The sequence below is a fragment of the Paenibacillus sp. F024 genome, from assembly GCF_057814255.1.
In genome coordinates this window covers 13,350-29,288 of the sequence record NZ_JBVASZ010000013.1, presented here as the reverse complement: position 1 = coordinate 29,288, position 15,939 = coordinate 13,350, and the positions used below count along the sequence as shown (strand labels likewise).

The window sequence follows — 15,939 nt, the reverse complement described above, 5'->3', positions numbered from 1 at the left end:
ATCTGAATTATCACAGTCTAATAAAGGAGGAGATAATCCCGAAGAATTATCTCCTTATTTGATTTTAGTATTTTTATCCTTATGAGACTCTAAATATAATGATGGCTTTTGCCGGATTAGTTTTCCACATTAAATACAACATTACAAACATCCATTAGCAAATCGATAGCATACGGTAAACCTTCTCTACCCACACCGCTGCCCTTGACGCCTCCATAGGCCATCTGAGCTACACGGTAACGAGAAGCATCGTTAACCATTATACCGCCGACCTTTAATTTTTTTGCTGCTTTAAACGCCAAGTGGAGATTCGATGTAAATACGCCCGCTTGCAAGCCGTAAGGTGAGTTATTTGACTCTGCCAATATGGCATCAAAATCGTTATAAGGTATTAAATTCACAATCGGCAAAAAAATCTCTTCACAATAAACGGCCATGTGAGGCTTAACATCGGCAAGAACAGTGGGTTCAATTAATCTCCCGTTTCGCTTACCGCCTATCAAAATTTTGGCTCCTCCATGAATGGCCTCATTCATGATAGAATCAAATCTTTCCGCTGCCTGATCATTTCGGACCGGTCCCATGTCTGTTTTATCATCTGCCGGATCACCTACACGCAGCTTTTTTACTTTTTCTACAAATTGGCCCGCAAATTTTTCGAATATATCTTCGTGAACGTATAATCGCTGAACGGACGTACATACTTGACCTGCAATAGCATATCCTGACAAGCACGCAGATACGGCTTGGTCAATATCCGCATCATGGTGTACGATATTCGGTGCGTTAGAGCCCATTTCCAGAATGGTTGGCCGCAGCCCAGCATTTTTAGAAATTTCACGTCCGACCCGCAGACTGCCTGTAAACATGTAACGCGAGAATTCTTCCGCTGCCAATAAAGCTTCTCCTGCTTCGACGCCCCCGTATATCAACTGTACTAAACCTTTAGGCAGCCCGGCTTCCACCATAATTTCAATGAGATGAATGGCATGAAAAGGAGTAAACGGGGAAGGCTTTAACACAACACTGCAGCCAGCTGCAATAGCCGCAGCGACTTTATGCGCCCCTTGGTTTAAGGGGGCATTGTAAGCAGAGATCGCACAAACCGGCCCTGAGGGAGCTTTTAACATAACCCCGAATTTTCTATGTGAAGATCCTGAAGGAGTTGAAATGGGGATTTCTTCTCCTTTGATTCGTTTAGACTCTTCAGCTGCTAAAATAAAGGCGTCTATTGCACTTTTTACTTCTGCGAGCGCCTCTTTACGTGTTTTCCCTACTTCCAGAACCAAGATCTGGATAAAGATTTCCATATCTCTTTCCATTAGCTCTGCCGTTTTGGAAAGAAGCTTATATCTTTCTTGAGGCGATAAAAGCTCTGCCTCAAAAGCGCGTTTGGCCGAAGCGACAATCTCTTTTATATCCTCCGCATTAGCTTCCGGCAAAGTCCCAATTAATTCACCATTGTATGGGTTATAGACTTCAAAAGTTTTTCGGTCTATGGGATATTTCCATTCACCATCAATGAACATTCCCGATTCTTTAATGATCTTAATGACTTGACTCATGTTCTAACCCCTTTCTTGGAGTAAACTTGCTTCCTCTTGTATATTTACACTGTTATCCCAAATGGAAATTCAGCGCCTACCCGGTACTTCTGTACCGTCTCCTCATTAAGCTCCATGCCAATACCCGGTTTATCAGGCACGGAAAGGTATCCGTTTTCAAAATGCTCAAATGGCTCTGTAGCGAGTTCATGACGAAGCGGATTCAATTGATTTTTGTTCCAATCGCTTCTCATATACTCATAAATCAGGAAGTTTGGTACATAAGCGGCAATTTGCATCGAAGCGGCTAAACATACCATAGACGTACTTCCGGTGTGCGGAGCATAAGTCACATGATGTGCGCTGGCAATGGCTGCAATTTTCTTACATTCTGTGAATCCTCCGGTCCGGGAGACATTCGGCTGTATAATCGCTATTCCGCCTTTAGTAATCAGATCCCGGAAGCCGTACCGTGTAAATTCGGTTTCACCCGCAGCTATAGGGACATTGAGGGTGTTTGACAGCTTTCGATACCCGTCCATATCATCAGGCATAATGGGTTCTTCAAACCAGAAGATGTTCGCCTCTTCTAATTTTCGTCCGACCATGATGGCCGTAGCTACATCGTAACCGCAGTTGGCATCTACCATAAGAGTGATATCAGGCCCTACTGCATCTCTGATGGCCTGCACCAGTTCGATATCCTGTTTCGGATTTTTCCCGATTTTAATTTTCATCGAATCATAACCCATGGCTACATAATCCCGGGCTTCCTGCATACTGGTTTCCAATCCCCGGAAGCGCAAGGAAGATGCGTAGCATTTAATTGGACTGTTATGCAATCCTCCTAATAATTTCCAAACCGGAACCCCTTGATATTTGGCTACGGCATCCCAAAGGGCAATATCAATCCCGCTGATCGCCTCTATGTAGAAGCCCTTTGTATGTCCACGGTTGACCATAATGCCATACATGAGCTCCCAGATCACTTCTACATCACGAGGATCACGGCCTATCAATACCGGTTTGATCGTTTCGATAATATCTCTTGTCGCCGTAGGCGTCAGCCGTACAATACATTCACCAATACCGGTTACACCTACATCGGTGTGCACTTTAACTATTGTTGTTCGATACTGTCCAAAAACAATATCCTCCAATTGATCCGCATAGGGCAGACTGATCGGAGCCGGAATTTTCTCTTTCATAGGCACAACTAAACTAATCGCTTCTACATCAGTAATTTTCATTTTTAATAAAGCCTCCTTCGTTTCTTGTTAAAACGATTTATGTTTCAATTCTTATGAAACCGAGAAGTATCAATAAACTAGCTATAAATTTATAGAGTCACCGTTCCCACTACCTCTTTGGCGATTCTTGGCGCATAAGTTTCCTCCAGCAATTTCATCATGTCTGTTCTGGTAGATTTACGAGGGTTGGGTCCGGAGTTGCTAAGCGCAATATCCGCCAGAGTCGAAAACGATTCCACAGGTATAGACAAGTCTTTCAAATATTTAGGAATTCGAAGGTCATCCAAGAGCTTCTCAATATAATTAACAACTTTTTCTGCTGCTATTTCAGGTGTTATATAAGTCTCGTCTTCTACCAGTCCCATGACCTTCGCCATATTCATGTATTTTTGGGGGCGGGCAATGGAATTAAATCGTAAGACCGGCGGTAAAAATAACGCACATGCATGTCCATGAGCCACATCAAATTCTCCACCCAAGGCACGAGCCAAAGCATGAGCATTTCCCGTTCCGGTATTGGTTATTACTATACCGGCCAACATGCTTCCATACAGCATATTTGCGGCTGCATCAGTTTGACTCGAATCTGCATAAAAGGGACGAATATTGGCCGATATGATTTCAATTGATGATAGAGCGATGAGGTCAGTAAAAGTGGTAGAACGGTTCGATAAGTACCCTTCTACCGCATGAGTTAATGCATCAACACTTGAGGTCGCACAGATGAAAGAAGGTATTGTTCTGAGGAGATCGGGGTCTAAGATGGATAATGTTGGAATGATTTTGGGAGATCGAATGGACATTTTATATTTGTTTTTTGAATCGGTAATCGCAGCATTAGCTGTGACTTCACTGCCTGTTCCTGCAGTTGTCGGAATAGCGATAATCGGCAAAGGATCCAATCGGACCTTATTGAAACCGTCATAATCCTGTACACTTCCTTCATTGGTTGCAAGCATGGCTGCGGCTTTGGCCGTATCCATCGAACTGCCCCCGCCAATCCCAATAACGACCTGGGCCTGATGATGAATAGCCATGCGCGTGGCATTCTCGATTGTGGTATCCTTAGGGTTCGGTTCTACCTGATCGAAAACAAGGGTGTCCATTCCCATTTCATGCAATTGATTGAGCACCGGCTGTAATAGACCGCTTTTTAAAAGACCGGAGTCCGTAGTGATCAATATGCGCTGCCAACCTTTTTCTTTTAAATAAGGGCCTAAATCCGTAATTTTTCCTTTACCAAACTTCATGTTTAAACTCAGTTCAAAATTCAAATTTTGTAAATAAGGGTTTATCATTTTACATTCACCTCGGCTTCAATATTTTTCAAAAGATACTGAATGCTTAGATTTGGCTTAGTAGGAATACCCATAACTTGAACCAGTCTCCCTCCCGCTTTCAAGATATGCTGGGAAACGATTTGTTGCAAGCTTAGGCTGTCTCCTCCTTTTAATGCCTGAATGATCTGGTTATGTTCTTGAAGAGATGTAGATCGATGCTCCACTTTAATTAATGAAGTTCTGCGTACTTGTACAATCAGCAAATGCATGGCACCGATCGTTTGCACAATTTTTTCATTTTGACTGGCATGAATAATCTTTTCGTGAAATTGCGTATTGCAGTTCACTACCTGATTAACGTCACCTCGTTCATGTGCCTCTTCGGAAATCGAGACAATATCCTGAAGCTCCTGGATCATCTGATTTGAAATATTATTGGCTAAGATGGCTGCAGCCTGCGCTTCCAAAGCGGCTCGCGTAACATACACTTCCGCTACATCAAAGACCGTAGGAGAATAAACAATCGCTATCCCGTTCTCCTGGGGAAGAATTAACCCGTCTTTTGCCAGCTGGCGCAAAGCATCTCGAATCGGTGTACGACTGACTTTTAACTCTTCCGCAAGTTTGGTTTCAATCATTTGTTCACCGGGAGCAAAATCACCACGGACTATGGCCTCCTTAAGAATTTGATAAATCCGTAAATATAAGGGCGGAACCTTTGCTATTGCAAGCTTCTCTTGTCTTTCCATCATTTCTCATCAACTCTTTCTTTTTTATATAAAAGTTAGCATTTGCAATTAACCAAAACACGGAACACTGTATACAATTTAATTGTATACTCCTGCTTAGATTTGTCAATAGCAATGCCAAAAAAAGAGCTGAATTTTCATTTTATTCTGAATTTATAGTGCTTTCCATATTGCGCTTTTGGGCAAACTTCCCAGTACCTTTTTGTATTATAATAACTAAAATCAACAAAGCCAGACCTAAAAAATCTGTTATGAGACCCGGTTTAATTAATAATAATCCGACGATTAGCAGCATGGCTCTAATCATAACACTTGCCTTTTGGATAAACCATCCTTGCACTGCCCCTGAAAAAGCAATAACACCAATGAGTGATGTTACTAAGGTTAATAACACATCAAACATGCTTCCTTGCATCAATAATGAAGGACCGTATACAAACATAAACGGTATAATATAGGCGGCTATCGCCAGTTTCATTGAAGTGAAAGCAACGTCCATCGGTTTGGCTCGTGCAATTGCAGCTCCTGCAAAGGAGGCCAAAGCGACAGGCGGCGTAATGGCGGATAATCCTGCAAAATACAAAATAAACAAATGTGCTCCTATCGGATTTGCGCCTAGTTCCACTAATCCCGGAGCAACCACAGAAGCGGCAATCGCATAGGCGGCAACGGTAGGCAGTCCCATACCAAGAACAATCGTAATAATCATAGCTAAGATAAGTCCTAACAATAGATTTCCATTGGAATACGAAATAATGATCATGGAGAATCTTGTACCTAGCCCCGTTAAAGAAATGATTCCGACGATGATGCCCGCTACAGCCGTTGTAGCCGCAATATCCATTGCACCTCTGGATCCTAAATAAAGAGCTTCCAATATTTTTCTCAGATTAAACCGTGTCGCTATACGAAAAGCACTAATAATAAGTATTGAAATCATGGCGTAAAAGGAAGCCTTTAGTGGAGTAATTTGAAGCACGAACAATGCAAATAACAAAACAAGTATCGGTGTTAATAAATAAGTTTCTTTCAAAAGCAGCTTCTTAAAATCCGGCAGCATTTCTTTTGGCAAGCCCACCAACCCACGCTTTACCGCTTCATAATCCGTCATAACAAAAACGGACCAAAAATAAAGCAATGCCGGGATCGTTGCAGCTAAAGCTACCGAAAGATATGGGATTCCTAAAAATTCCGCCATCATAAAGGCACCCGCTCCCATAATTGGCGGCATAATCTGCCCCCCAGTCGAAGCTACTGCTTCCACAGCACCTGCAAACCGGGCTGAATAACCTGTACGTTTGATCAAAGGAATAGTAAACGTTCCGGTAGTCACCACATTACCTACTGAACTTCCGCTAATAGTACCAAATAATGCGCTAGATATAACAGCCACTTTCGCCGGTCCCCCACGACGTCCTCCAGCTAATGCGAGTGAAAAATCTATAATAACCTTAGATGCACCGGAAACCTGCAAAAATGCCCCAAATAAAATAAATATATACACATAAGTCGCTGATACACCTAAAGGTATGCCTAAGATACCATTCGTGCTGAAAATAAACCCTAATGTCCGGTCGAGATCATAACCTTTATGCCATAATAGTCCTGGAAGGAAGTTTCCCGCTAAAGCATATACGATAAAAATAATTGCAATAATCGGAAGTGACCAGCCTTGCAGTCTTCGTGCGCTTTCCAACACTAGAATGACCAGGAGCAAACTGATGATGACATCCATGGTTGTAGGAGTTGTAGTGATCCTATAGATCAATTCTTTAAACTCAATTAACAAATATCCCAATACTACCGCATTCATAATGATAAACAGATAGTCAGACCAAGCAATTTTATTTGTAGCGGAGCTTCTTCTAAAAGGGACTAGAGAAAAAATGAGGATCAATGCAAAAAATAGATGCACACTTCTCATATAATACGGATCAATAGGCTTCCATATCAATGTAATTAATTCAAAAATCGCGAATGCGATGCCAACCCAATATACAAATTGATTAGACCAACCTTGAAGATTACGATAAAGTCCTGTTTCTTCAGAGGTTTCAGTAAATTCTGGAATACTTTCTTTGTTGTTTGATTCTTGAGTATTTGCTTCTTTAGTCATGCACTCTCACCCCAGAATTAGATTCTCTTTGGAATGCAATTTTTTTGAAAATAGTAATCAATATTTTTATTCCAGAGGCATGGCTTGTTTGGGCACTTCCAATCCTTTTTCATTAAAATAGTTATAAGCTCCCTTATGAAGTGGCACGCTTAAATTAATGATATTCTCTTCCATAGTATCCTTTGCCGAAGCATGCCCCTTCACCAGCTTTTCGTGATTACTGTAGGTTGCTTTTACAATTTCATAAGCAAGACTTTCGGGCATGTCTTTATGTCCGAACATCACATTCCATAAAACAACCGTATCCACCGCATCTTTTTGTCCGTTATACGTTCCGGCCGGAATTTGCCCCAACTGCATATAAGGATATTTTTTTTGCAGATTTTGTATATCCTCCTTACTGATCCCGAAAACTGTAACGTCATCCGTCGCTGCGATTTCCGAGGTCGATGGATGCGGAACTCCGGTAGGAGCAAGCCCGATAACGTCAACTAATCCGTCTTTCATCTGTCCTGTGGCATCTGCGTACCCGCTGTTGATGATATTGGCTTTAATTCCGAAATGATCTAGTACCATTCTCCAATACGAATCGGCCGAACTTCCGGCAGGGCCAGGTACGAATCGTTTTCCGTTAAGATCGTGAATGCTTTTGATCCCTGTTTTTGTTAAGGTGTGAAGTTGAAAAAAACCTGGATACATAGGGAATAGAGCCCTTAAATTACTATGCTTCGAACCATTAGTCCACTCTGTACCCTCTAATCCGGCATAAATGATCCCATCCGCAGCCAAACCAATATCAGCTTGTTTGCTCTCAACTAGCTTGGCATTATCCACCCCGCCGCCGGTAACCTCTAACGACATGGGTATTCCTACCGGGTTGCTAACTACACTTGACCAAGCACCTGCCCACGCATGATAAATTCCACCAATAGAACTGGTAGCTACAGTTATTCCTCTGGGCCAATTCCCTTTATCTGAACCTGACGCCTGATTAGCATCAGGACCGTTGGATGCAGAATTGGAACATCCTGCAGCTATGGTAAGCACCACCGCCAAACACATGAACACAAACTTTTTCAAAAGATTACCTCCTTTTTATTAAAACGCTTTCATTCCTTCCTGAAAAAATTCTTTACCTGTTTCTTGCCCTACACCCCGACCATAAATAGAGAGAACTTTCCCTTCACCTCCAATTAAAAATGAATTTTTTAAAGCTTCGATCAAATTGTATGTAATGTACGATGTTCTGTATACACTTTATTATTTAATACTACTTGGCATTTGTCAATAATGAATATATTTTTATCCGTTATTACAATCGAAGTCCAATTCATTAACCACCAATTCATGTTGGTGTTTATCCCATTTGTGCATAAAAAAATGAACCTCGTTATATATGGAAGCCATTATAACGCGATTCAGTCAAATTTTTTATGTCTAAATCTTTTTTTGCAACTGTTACGACTCATCCTTGAAAAGTGATCATAGTCACCCGCTTCTCTTGGCCGGCTTCAATTCCTGCTCCATGAGTTCTTTCCTTTTGTCATAGCCGCTTTGAATGTCAAATTGACCTTGCTTGATAAGTTCTTCCGACTCGGCTTCCCCATAATCCTCCAAAGCACTCTTATAGCCGGTCAAACGATCTTTACCGGTGCTAATACTTGGCGGACCTGTTATAATCGCAATTTTGCTATAACCATGACGGATTAAATGCTCGGTGGCCGAATAACCCCCATGGATATTGTTGGTCATAATAACATCGGAATTCATGAATTCCGGACAACGGTTCAAAAAAACAATAGGTATGCCGGTTTTATCGATCGACTTGAAATAATCGCCCGTATTGCCTGCAAATGAAACGATCAGCCCGTCTACTCTTTGGGGCCGATTAACATCTTTAGATACTTACGTTCTTTCTCTACGGAAGAATCGGTATTACTAAGCAAGATGCCGTAATTTTTTTGGGAAAGCTCTTCTTCGATCCCGCGAACGACATTCGCAAAGAAGGGGTTTGCAATATCGGAAATTAAAATGCCAATAATTCTAGATTCCTTTACACGCAAACTTTTCGCCAGAATGTTTGGCTGATAATTCAGTTCCTGTATGGCACATTATTGATTTTTCTTTCGTTTCTTGGCTAACGTATCTTTTACCGTTTAATGCGTTAGAAACCGCAGCCGTAGATACCCCAGCGAGTACCGCCACCTCTTTAAGCGTCGTTCTCTTCAATGTGCAGTCCCCTCCCTTTTTGCCTGTAATCATTAAAAAATCCTCTTCAGGTCAAAAACGGTCTGAAGAAGATCATATTCGTTCGTAATTATACCTAGCCAATAATATGACGTCAATCTGTATGCCCGTTAGGTATATTTCTACAGCATCATTACCAAAATAAAGCGCGCCTTAAAATCAAAACCGGAAGATATGGGTCTGAGCCAACAATTCCATATTAGGAGGATGTTTGTGAGAAAGCCATTACTTTTCATGGCCATATGAATATGCAAGTGAAGCAGAACCCGATCCGACGCTACAGAAGAAAGACGATATTATTGTCCGGGTTACATCAACGGCCATTTGCGGTTCTGATCTTCACATTTATCAGGGAGCCATCCCCGCTGTACCCGGAGTAAGTGAGTGGTCATGAATCGATGGACATCGTTAAAGAACCGAGGTAACCCGGGTGAAGAAAGGTGATCGGGTTGTTTTGCCTTTTAATATCTCATGCAGCCAGTGTGATAATTCCAATTCCAATCCGGAAGTCGATATCGACATCCAGGGGGACAAGCTGAACTTTTTGCATGCACCTTACGGCAGCTTCATGCCTTTTGTCAAATTGGAAAATGAAAAGCTTCTCTTCTTGTCCGATGTGCTGCCTGCGGCTTATTGGAGTGTGGACAATTCGGTCATGAAGCAAGGGGATACGGTTGTGGTCCTTCGCTGCGGCCCTGTTGGCCTTATGGCGCAAAAGTTTTCCTCGATGAGGGCGCAAAAAGGGTTATTGCCATTGATCATCTTCCTTACCGCTTGTATCATGCAAAAAAATGAATAACGTTGAATTGTTCAACTTTGTAGAATTCAGCGATATGGACAAGCATATTAGAGAACATACAAGCGGCGGGGCGGATGTGGTCATTGATTGTGTTGGAATGGATGGCAAAAGGACACCATTGGAAGAGGAAGAGTGGAAGGCTAAACTCGTTGGAGGAACCTTAAGCGCAATTCAAATCCCAATGAATGCAGTGAAAAAATTCGGCACGATCCAGCTGAATGGCGTTTATGGGTCCAAGTATAATCAATTCATGCTCGGCCATTTAAGGGGGAATTGACATTGCTTTGATTATTTCAAATGTCTTTAAAATGAAAAATAGCCGCTCCGCTTCTAGGTTGAAGTGACCGGCTTTTGATGATTTGAATTTGTTTAGACTGCACTGTTTTTAGCGGTCGCGCTATCTACTATATCCGGATCGACAATGCTGGAGATTGGTAAGCTTAATGGAGAAAGATCTCCGTTTAACTCCGCTACCGCCGAATTCCGCTTATAGGATACTAATTTGTCGATAATCTGAATCGCTCCTGTATTGACTACCGATGCATTATCAACCGCATTGATTTTAGCAACCAGTATATTAACTGCAGTTGGAGTAAAGAAAAGCATAGCTGTCACCCCTCATTTGGTTATCAACTCATACAATACTGTTCTTCACCGTTTTTGAATCACTTATATCCGCATCGGAAACCCAAGAAAGCGGAAAAATTATCGGCGACAGATCTCCGTTTTGTTCCCCAATCCCTTGGTTTCGTTTATATGACACAAACAAATCAATATGCTGACTGGGTCCCATATTCACGACCGCCGAATTATCTATAGCATTGATTTTTAAACCAAGCATATTGATCTCCATCGGAGCAAAGGTCATTGTGTATCCCCCTTCACAATATTGTTGATAACCGGTTGTTTTTTATCGCTGGATTATCTAATACGTCCTCATCCAACACCATCTGAACCGTATCAAATTGAAGGGTCAAATCCGCGTGCTGCTGACCAAAACCCTGTGTTTTTTTTGCGCTTACATTGCGATTAAATTTAAAGGTCGATCCAAAAGAAATGCTGCTTAACTGATCCGTATTATTAATTTTCATAAAGCCTATATTTACACTTGTAGGTTTGAAGAACATCATCCATGTTCCTTTCTATTGTTGACGTATCATTTATAGCCAGCAACGATGATGCCTTTAGCATGTAAAATCATTCATTTAAGGTAACGGTGTCCGCTCCGACTCAAATGACGAGGCTGAATCGATTTGGTCTCGATCATCCACAAAGCTTCTAGTTCCGTAAAAGCTGCTTCCGTCCCCCATATTCTGTCCTAAACCCATATTCTTTTTATCAGAATTATGCCATTCCGCCAATAAGTTTTGACCGACATTTATAGCTGACGCATTTTCGAAGGAGTTGACTTTAATGATATTAATATTGATCACAATTTGGGGAACAGGAAAGGACACTTTGCTTACCTCCCTTGCTGATATTTTAAACGCAGCCTCCATTCCATATATATATTCCCCTTCATCGACGAATATGAAAGAGACCATAAACTTCATACATAAATCAGCCCGATTATATTGGACCGGTATATATTTATTGCAAATTTTTGTGAGTTTTAAGCATTTAATGACTAGATTTCTAATAAAATATCGTTAGTGCTATAGTTATAGCCCACCCCATGACATGATTTTCATTCTATAACTCAATCGATCATCGAGACCTGAAGCAGGGGGAAAGAACGTATGGAGTTTGAAAAAATGAAAAAATGGATGGAGCTTGCCAAACAGTTTCAACAAGGCTCCTTTTGGGACGATGTATTTGATACCGACTATACAAAACAAATGATGGATCAGTTGACGACTTCATCGGCCGAAGCGCCGTCCAAACCTTTATTTCCTCCTGTGGACATCTTTCAAAGTCAACAGGAATGGATTATCGTAATGGATCTTCCGGGAGTTCGAAAAGAAGACGTGGAGTTATCAGTCGCTGATTATAATTTAAACATTACGGGTGTTTTGAATGGCGTTTACGGTAATTTGAAAACCGTTCATAGAGAGAGGTTCGACGGTAAGTTTGACCGAACGATTACTTTGCCTGAGCCGGTCGGACCGGAGACGAACATTACAGCCAAATTCGCTAAAGGCACCATTGTCATTAGAATTCCCAGAACCTACAGATCTAATGAAAAAATAATCATCGATTAGCTCTTGGTTTCTTTAAATCGGCTGTCAGCTCGTACTGTGCGACTTTTCCCGCATTTGGCAAGCCATTGAAACATAGAGGTATGCCCAAATTCCCTGTACCTTTTCAAAAGGAATGAGTTTACTCGATGGATCATTACTCAACCAAATGCCGCCCCAGGTTAAAAAAACAAAATAGACCGGGGACGAGGTACGCTGCACTCCTCCGCGCGGGCGAACACTCATAAATAAAAGCTGGAAATCGGGTGGAGCGAGATTGTAGCTTACTTTAATATTCTCCTTTAATTACAAAAAACGAGCCTCGAATTGTTCCAGCTAGTTTAGACTTCTGTCTAGCAAACTTAAACTTTTCTTCTAACTCCTTAGGTACCTCCATCCCCTCAGAAAGCTTAAAACCAACGGCCCGCTTCTTAGGATCATCAGCCGTATACATGACGTTGACCTCTAGACCATCCTCATAAAAGACGAAGGCCCATTTGATATTTTCCACTTGAAAACGCGACGTTTCTAAAGGCTTGCTTGAAAACTCAATATGACGTTCTTCTTTCAAAATTCGATTCACATAATCTAGGGTCTCCTGACTTTCGCTGGCTGGCACAACCGTAAATTCATGCTTGTATTTGTTCATAAAGTATCGGGCTTCATTAGCACGTAAACCAGCAAGAGCTTCTGCTACAGGTGAAGAATCAAAACCAACCGTAGACACATTTTTGAAATCAACGATGCAAGACAATTCCATCTCTCCTTGTATCCTTTTTTCCTAAACAAGAGGAATCCACATTTCATCAAAAACAAAGCCGTTTCGTTGCACCATCTTATTTGTATTGCCGAATGCGGTTACTGCTCCAACACCTTTTCAAAGCTCGCCGTACCATTTCCCCCATCCATACTTAGCTCCATTGAGTGCTTGAGCGTTTGAGATTCCCGTTTGTTCGAGATGAAATTATTTTCCATCCCCTCACCGGTTTGGATATTGGCCACCCACTTGGCAAGCTTGCTTGAGTCGGTTAAGGCGGACCAAAGCTTTTCAATCGAAGCCGTGAACTGAAAATCCATAGATAAGGTTAATAGTTGGTTCAAGCGCAACATATTCGCACTCCAGAACTTGCTGTAGAAAGCCACCCAACCTTGAATTTCTCTGAGTGGATAGGCGATTAGTCTATAAATATACTTATATAATTAGAACCTATTTTTCTATAAATTAAGCTAGAGTCGATGACCAAGCTTCACTGCATTTCATACGAGACAGCATCTGAAGACAAGGAGGTGAAAAAAATGGGATATCGATTAATTCGCAACGTTGTTTCGCCAACACAGTTTGGCGATTTTCCGCATAATGAGCAACAACTCGACTTAACAATTAGATTGCCTCATGACCCAAGAAAAGTAATCTGCGGTACTGTCGTCGATGATCAGACTAGTCTTCCTGTTCCTTGTGCAATCGTGAAATTTTTCCGCGCAAATAGTGGCGATCCGCGTTTCACGTGCGATCTGACACCGATTGGACATGCAATCACAGACGACTGTGGTCATTTCCTTGCAGGTCCTTTTGAACCGCCTTTTACAATTGTATGGAAAGTCTTCAAGCTTGTCAGCGACAACTACAGCACAACAGCTACAAACTTTGTAAGCACTTATCCGCCAATTGATGCACCTCCAACTGGAACCCCTTGAGGCAAATAATTAGAAACTCTAAAAAGGCAGGGTTTTTATGCTTATGCAAATTTTAGTTCTCTGTTTGCTCTGCGTAATCACGACGACCATTTGCTATCAACTAAAAATCGGCAAAGAATTATTAAATAAATTAGATGAGGTAATTAACGTTATAAAACAAAGGGGGCTAGAAAAAGATTCTTATAATGTAAATAAAAAGGAAGAAACAACAGAAATAAATTTTCTACAACATGAAGAAGTGCCTTTAGCCACCGGTTTCATCCATGTTTCAACAGACGAGGAACCTCCTCGATTAAACATTAAAATTACAAAAAACAACTAACATAATTGTCGGCAATTTCCTTGCAATCATCCTGTAGGCAACCTTTCATCAGGAACAGTGCCTACAGGTTTTCATCTTTGAAGTAATAAGGTAATCGTGAGTTGGGTGCGAAATTGCCAATAAAAGCAATTGCGCTGGCCGTGTGCATGTTTCCGTTCATTCGTTGGACAAGCAATACCTAAGAATCACTTAGTATGCAAAAACAAAATGCGTTTGGAAAAAGGCTGCTTTACCATCGTCTTGGAGATGCAGTGGGAATTTAATGGAGTCTGTCAAGAATTTGGTGTAAACACTCCTAAAGAAACCCTGCGAATCACGTTACGGTAAATGGGGGCCAATTCGGTCAGGGAAGAATACCGAGAACTGGAGCAAGATTTGTCCCCAGTTAGATAATCCAGAATGAATAATAGATTGATTGGAGAGTTTACACAGTTAATTTTAGAGACCCATTTAATGGAGTTAACAACAAAAAAGACGACATATCTGCCGTTTTGGTTTAAATGGTTGGTGGACCCTGGGGGGCTCGAACCCCTGACCTCGATTACTTCCATAAATAATTTAATTGTATTAATTTTCCTATCTATCTTACCCTCACCAGCGACACACAGCACTCTACATGCGTAGAGTACGGTAGCATGATTATAAACAAAAAGAACGACAACTCTGCCGTTCTTCCGCCAAACTCTTATGGAGAATAGGGGGCTCGAACCCCTGACCTCGTCGCTGCCAGCGACGCGCTCTCCCAGCTGAGCTAATTCCCCACACCATAAAAGTGCTGCTGGTATTCAATTTTCCGGGTAGTCAAACCGGTAACGACGTGCGCCCGGCTGTGCTATGGCACCGTGATGTTTTGTCGTCATGTTCTCTAGCGGCGACAAAAATAAAGATACCACAACGGGAAGGGGCTTGTCAACATTTTTTTCGAATGTTAATTTCGGCCGCCGTTCCCGCCTACTTGATGCTTGGAGAGAAGCTCATTTAGCTCCTTCATGAACATATTGATATCTTTAAACTGCCGGTAAACGGAAGCAAAACGAATATAGGCTACCTCGTCAACGGGATATAATTCAGACATGACGATCTCGCCGATCTCGCGGCTGTCTACTTCAGCCTGGGCGGTGTTACGCATCTGCTTCTCAACCTCGGAGACGATCATTTCCAATCTTTCCACGGACACCGGCCGTTTCTCGCAAGCGCGGATAAGCCCACGGAGCATCTTCTCCCGGCTGAATTCTTCACGGCTGCCGTCTTTCTTAATGACAATTAACGGGGTTTCTTCAACCATTTCGAAAGTGGTGAAGCGCTTCTGGCATTTCTCGCACTCGCGGCGGCGTCTGATCGATTTATTCTCATTTGCAGAACGCGAGTCTAACACTTTGGTGCCGGGATAATCGCAATATGGACATTTCATCGGTTTTCCTCCTTTCCATAATTCCCAACAGCTCCCTGACATGAGATTCGTGTAAACGCACATAATAGGTTTACCAACGACAAGGAGGTGAACAGACATGGGTGCAGGTCAATCCCGCAGCAGCAATGCATTGGTAGTGCCTCAAGCAAATGCCGCTTTGGATCAAATGAAGTACGAAGTAGCTCAAGAGCTGGGTATTGCCATTCCTCAAGATGGCTACTACGGTAACATGGCTACTCGTGATACTGGTGCGATCGGTGGTCATATTACCCGCCGCCTGGTGCAAATCGCCGAGCAGCAAATCGCTGGTCAATTCAAATAATAACACGTTTTGAAGCATACGAGAAGA

General features: G+C 42.0%; 18 protein-coding genes, 1 tRNA gene and 4 pseudogenes. 6 read left to right on the top strand and 17 right to left on the bottom strand.

Annotated features, from left to right (window positions below):
• Positions 1-116: 116 nt before the first annotated feature.
• The 6 genes from ACZYR9_RS14795 to ACZYR9_RS14770 form a co-directional block, all read right to left on the bottom strand.
• Positions 117-1,565, bottom strand: a complete 1,449-nt coding sequence (locus ACZYR9_RS14795; protein WP_488979256.1) for an aldehyde dehydrogenase family protein — start codon at positions 1,563-1,565, stop codon at positions 117-119.
• A gap of 44 nt (positions 1,566-1,609) precedes the next feature.
• Positions 1,610-2,794 carry a mandelate racemase/muconate lactonizing enzyme family protein gene (locus ACZYR9_RS14790; RefSeq protein ID WP_488979255.1) on the bottom strand — a complete coding sequence of 395 codons (1,185 nt, stop codon included), beginning with the start codon at positions 2,792-2,794 and terminating at the stop codon, positions 1,610-1,612.
• 89 nt (positions 2,795-2,883) lie between these two features.
• On the bottom strand, positions 2,884-4,092 hold the full coding sequence (locus ACZYR9_RS14785; protein ID WP_488979254.1) for an iron-containing alcohol dehydrogenase: 1,209 nt from the start codon (positions 4,090-4,092) through the stop codon (positions 2,884-2,886).
• Positions 4,089-4,826 (bottom strand): GntR family transcriptional regulator, encoded by a 738-nt coding sequence (locus ACZYR9_RS14780; RefSeq protein ID WP_488979253.1) that lies wholly within the window; start codon positions 4,824-4,826, stop codon positions 4,089-4,091. The genes ACZYR9_RS14785 and ACZYR9_RS14780 overlap by 4 nt, the downstream gene beginning before the upstream one ends.
• A 139-nt stretch (positions 4,827-4,965) precedes the next feature.
• Positions 4,966-6,939, bottom strand: a complete 1,974-nt coding sequence (locus ACZYR9_RS14775; RefSeq protein ID WP_488979252.1) for a TRAP transporter permease — start codon at positions 6,937-6,939, stop codon at positions 4,966-4,968.
• Positions 6,940-7,005: 66 nt separating this feature from the next.
• The gene (locus ACZYR9_RS14770) at positions 7,006-8,019 is read right to left on the bottom strand and encodes a TAXI family TRAP transporter solute-binding subunit (RefSeq protein WP_488979251.1); all 1,014 of its coding nucleotides are present in this window, start codon (positions 8,017-8,019) and stop codon (positions 7,006-7,008) included.
• A gap of 214 nt (positions 8,020-8,233) precedes the next feature.
• Between ACZYR9_RS14770 and ACZYR9_RS14765 the strand changes: the two genes are divergently transcribed.
• On the top strand, positions 8,234-8,323 hold the full coding sequence (locus tag ACZYR9_RS14765; protein WP_488979371.1) for an armadillo/beta-catenin-like repeat-containing protein: 90 nt from the start codon (positions 8,234-8,236) through the stop codon (positions 8,321-8,323).
• Positions 8,324-8,427: 104 nt separating this feature from the next.
• Here the strand turns inward: ACZYR9_RS14765 and ACZYR9_RS14760 are convergent.
• Positions 8,428-8,811: pseudogene (locus ACZYR9_RS14760) on the bottom strand (substrate-binding domain-containing protein); the annotation flags it as partial.
• Positions 8,812-8,982: 171 nt separating this feature from the next.
• Positions 8,983-9,168 carry a LacI family DNA-binding transcriptional regulator gene (locus ACZYR9_RS14755; protein WP_488979250.1) on the bottom strand — a complete coding sequence of 62 codons (186 nt, stop codon included), beginning with the start codon at positions 9,166-9,168 and terminating at the stop codon, positions 8,983-8,985.
• A 260-nt stretch (positions 9,169-9,428) separates the two neighbouring features.
• Between ACZYR9_RS14755 and ACZYR9_RS14750 the strand changes: the two are divergent.
• Positions 9,429-10,250, top strand: a pseudogene (locus ACZYR9_RS14750) (alcohol dehydrogenase catalytic domain-containing protein); the annotation flags it as partial.
• A 104-nt stretch (positions 10,251-10,354) separates the two neighbouring features.
• On the opposite strand, the gene ACZYR9_RS14745 reads toward ACZYR9_RS14750, so the two are convergent.
• The 4 genes from ACZYR9_RS14745 to ACZYR9_RS14730 form a co-directional block, all read right to left on the bottom strand.
• Entirely contained in the window at positions 10,355-10,591 is a 237-nt protein-coding gene (locus tag ACZYR9_RS14745; protein WP_488979249.1) for a hypothetical protein, read from the bottom strand.
• Positions 10,592-10,619: 28 nt separating this feature from the next.
• Positions 10,620-10,853, bottom strand: a complete 234-nt coding sequence (locus ACZYR9_RS14740; RefSeq protein WP_488979248.1) for a hypothetical protein — start codon at positions 10,851-10,853, stop codon at positions 10,620-10,622.
• Positions 10,854-10,866: 13 nt separating this feature from the next.
• Positions 10,867-11,115 carry a hypothetical protein gene (locus tag ACZYR9_RS14735; RefSeq protein WP_488979247.1) on the bottom strand — a complete coding sequence of 83 codons (249 nt, stop codon included), beginning with the start codon at positions 11,113-11,115 and terminating at the stop codon, positions 10,867-10,869.
• A 75-nt stretch (positions 11,116-11,190) separates the two neighbouring features.
• Positions 11,191-11,484 carry a hypothetical protein gene (locus ACZYR9_RS14730; RefSeq protein WP_488979370.1) on the bottom strand — a complete coding sequence of 98 codons (294 nt, stop codon included), beginning with the start codon at positions 11,482-11,484 and terminating at the stop codon, positions 11,191-11,193.
• A gap of 240 nt (positions 11,485-11,724) precedes the next feature.
• Here ACZYR9_RS14730 and ACZYR9_RS14725 point away from each other — a divergent pair, with 240 nt between their 5' ends.
• Complete coding sequence (locus tag ACZYR9_RS14725) at positions 11,725-12,186, top strand: Hsp20/alpha crystallin family protein (protein ID WP_488979246.1); 462 nt, start codon at positions 11,725-11,727, stop codon at positions 12,184-12,186.
• A 265-nt stretch (positions 12,187-12,451) separates the two neighbouring features.
• On the opposite strand, the gene ACZYR9_RS14720 is transcribed toward ACZYR9_RS14725, so the two are convergent.
• The 3 genes and pseudogenes from ACZYR9_RS14720 to ACZYR9_RS14710 form a co-directional block, all read right to left on the bottom strand.
• On the bottom strand, positions 12,452-12,916 hold the full coding sequence (locus tag ACZYR9_RS14720; RefSeq protein WP_488979245.1) for a DUF8821 family protein: 465 nt from the start codon (positions 12,914-12,916) through the stop codon (positions 12,452-12,454).
• A gap of 104 nt (positions 12,917-13,020) precedes the next feature.
• Positions 13,021-13,272, bottom strand: a pseudogene (locus ACZYR9_RS14715) (hypothetical protein).
• Positions 13,249-13,347, bottom strand: a pseudogene (locus tag ACZYR9_RS14710) (transcriptional regulator); the annotation flags it as partial. The pseudogenes ACZYR9_RS14710 and ACZYR9_RS14715, both read right to left, overlap by 24 nt.
• Positions 13,348-13,458: 111 nt before the next feature.
• Between ACZYR9_RS14710 and ACZYR9_RS14705 the strand changes: the two are divergent.
• A complete protein-coding gene (locus ACZYR9_RS14705) occupies positions 13,459-13,857 on the top strand; it encodes a hypothetical protein (protein ID WP_488979244.1) in 399 nt (132 codons plus the stop codon).
• A gap of 37 nt (positions 13,858-13,894) precedes the next feature.
• Positions 13,895-14,179: a hypothetical protein gene (locus tag ACZYR9_RS14700; RefSeq protein ID WP_488979243.1), complete on the top strand. Its 285-nt coding sequence runs from the start codon at positions 13,895-13,897 to the stop codon at positions 14,177-14,179.
• 688 nt (positions 14,180-14,867) lie between these two features.
• On the opposite strand, the gene ACZYR9_RS14695 is transcribed toward ACZYR9_RS14700, so the two are convergent.
• Positions 14,868-14,940, bottom strand: a tRNA-Ala gene (locus ACZYR9_RS14695).
• Between the two features lie 167 nt (positions 14,941-15,107).
• Positions 15,108-15,590, bottom strand: a complete 483-nt coding sequence (nrdR, locus tag ACZYR9_RS14690; protein ID WP_488979242.1) for a transcriptional regulator NrdR — start codon at positions 15,588-15,590, stop codon at positions 15,108-15,110.
• Positions 15,591-15,687: 97 nt separating this feature from the next.
• Between nrdR and ACZYR9_RS14685 the strand changes: the two genes are divergently transcribed.
• On the top strand, positions 15,688-15,912 hold the full coding sequence (locus ACZYR9_RS14685) for an alpha/beta-type small acid-soluble spore protein (protein ID WP_488979241.1): 225 nt from the start codon (positions 15,688-15,690) through the stop codon (positions 15,910-15,912).
• Positions 15,913-15,939: the final 27 nt, after the last annotated feature.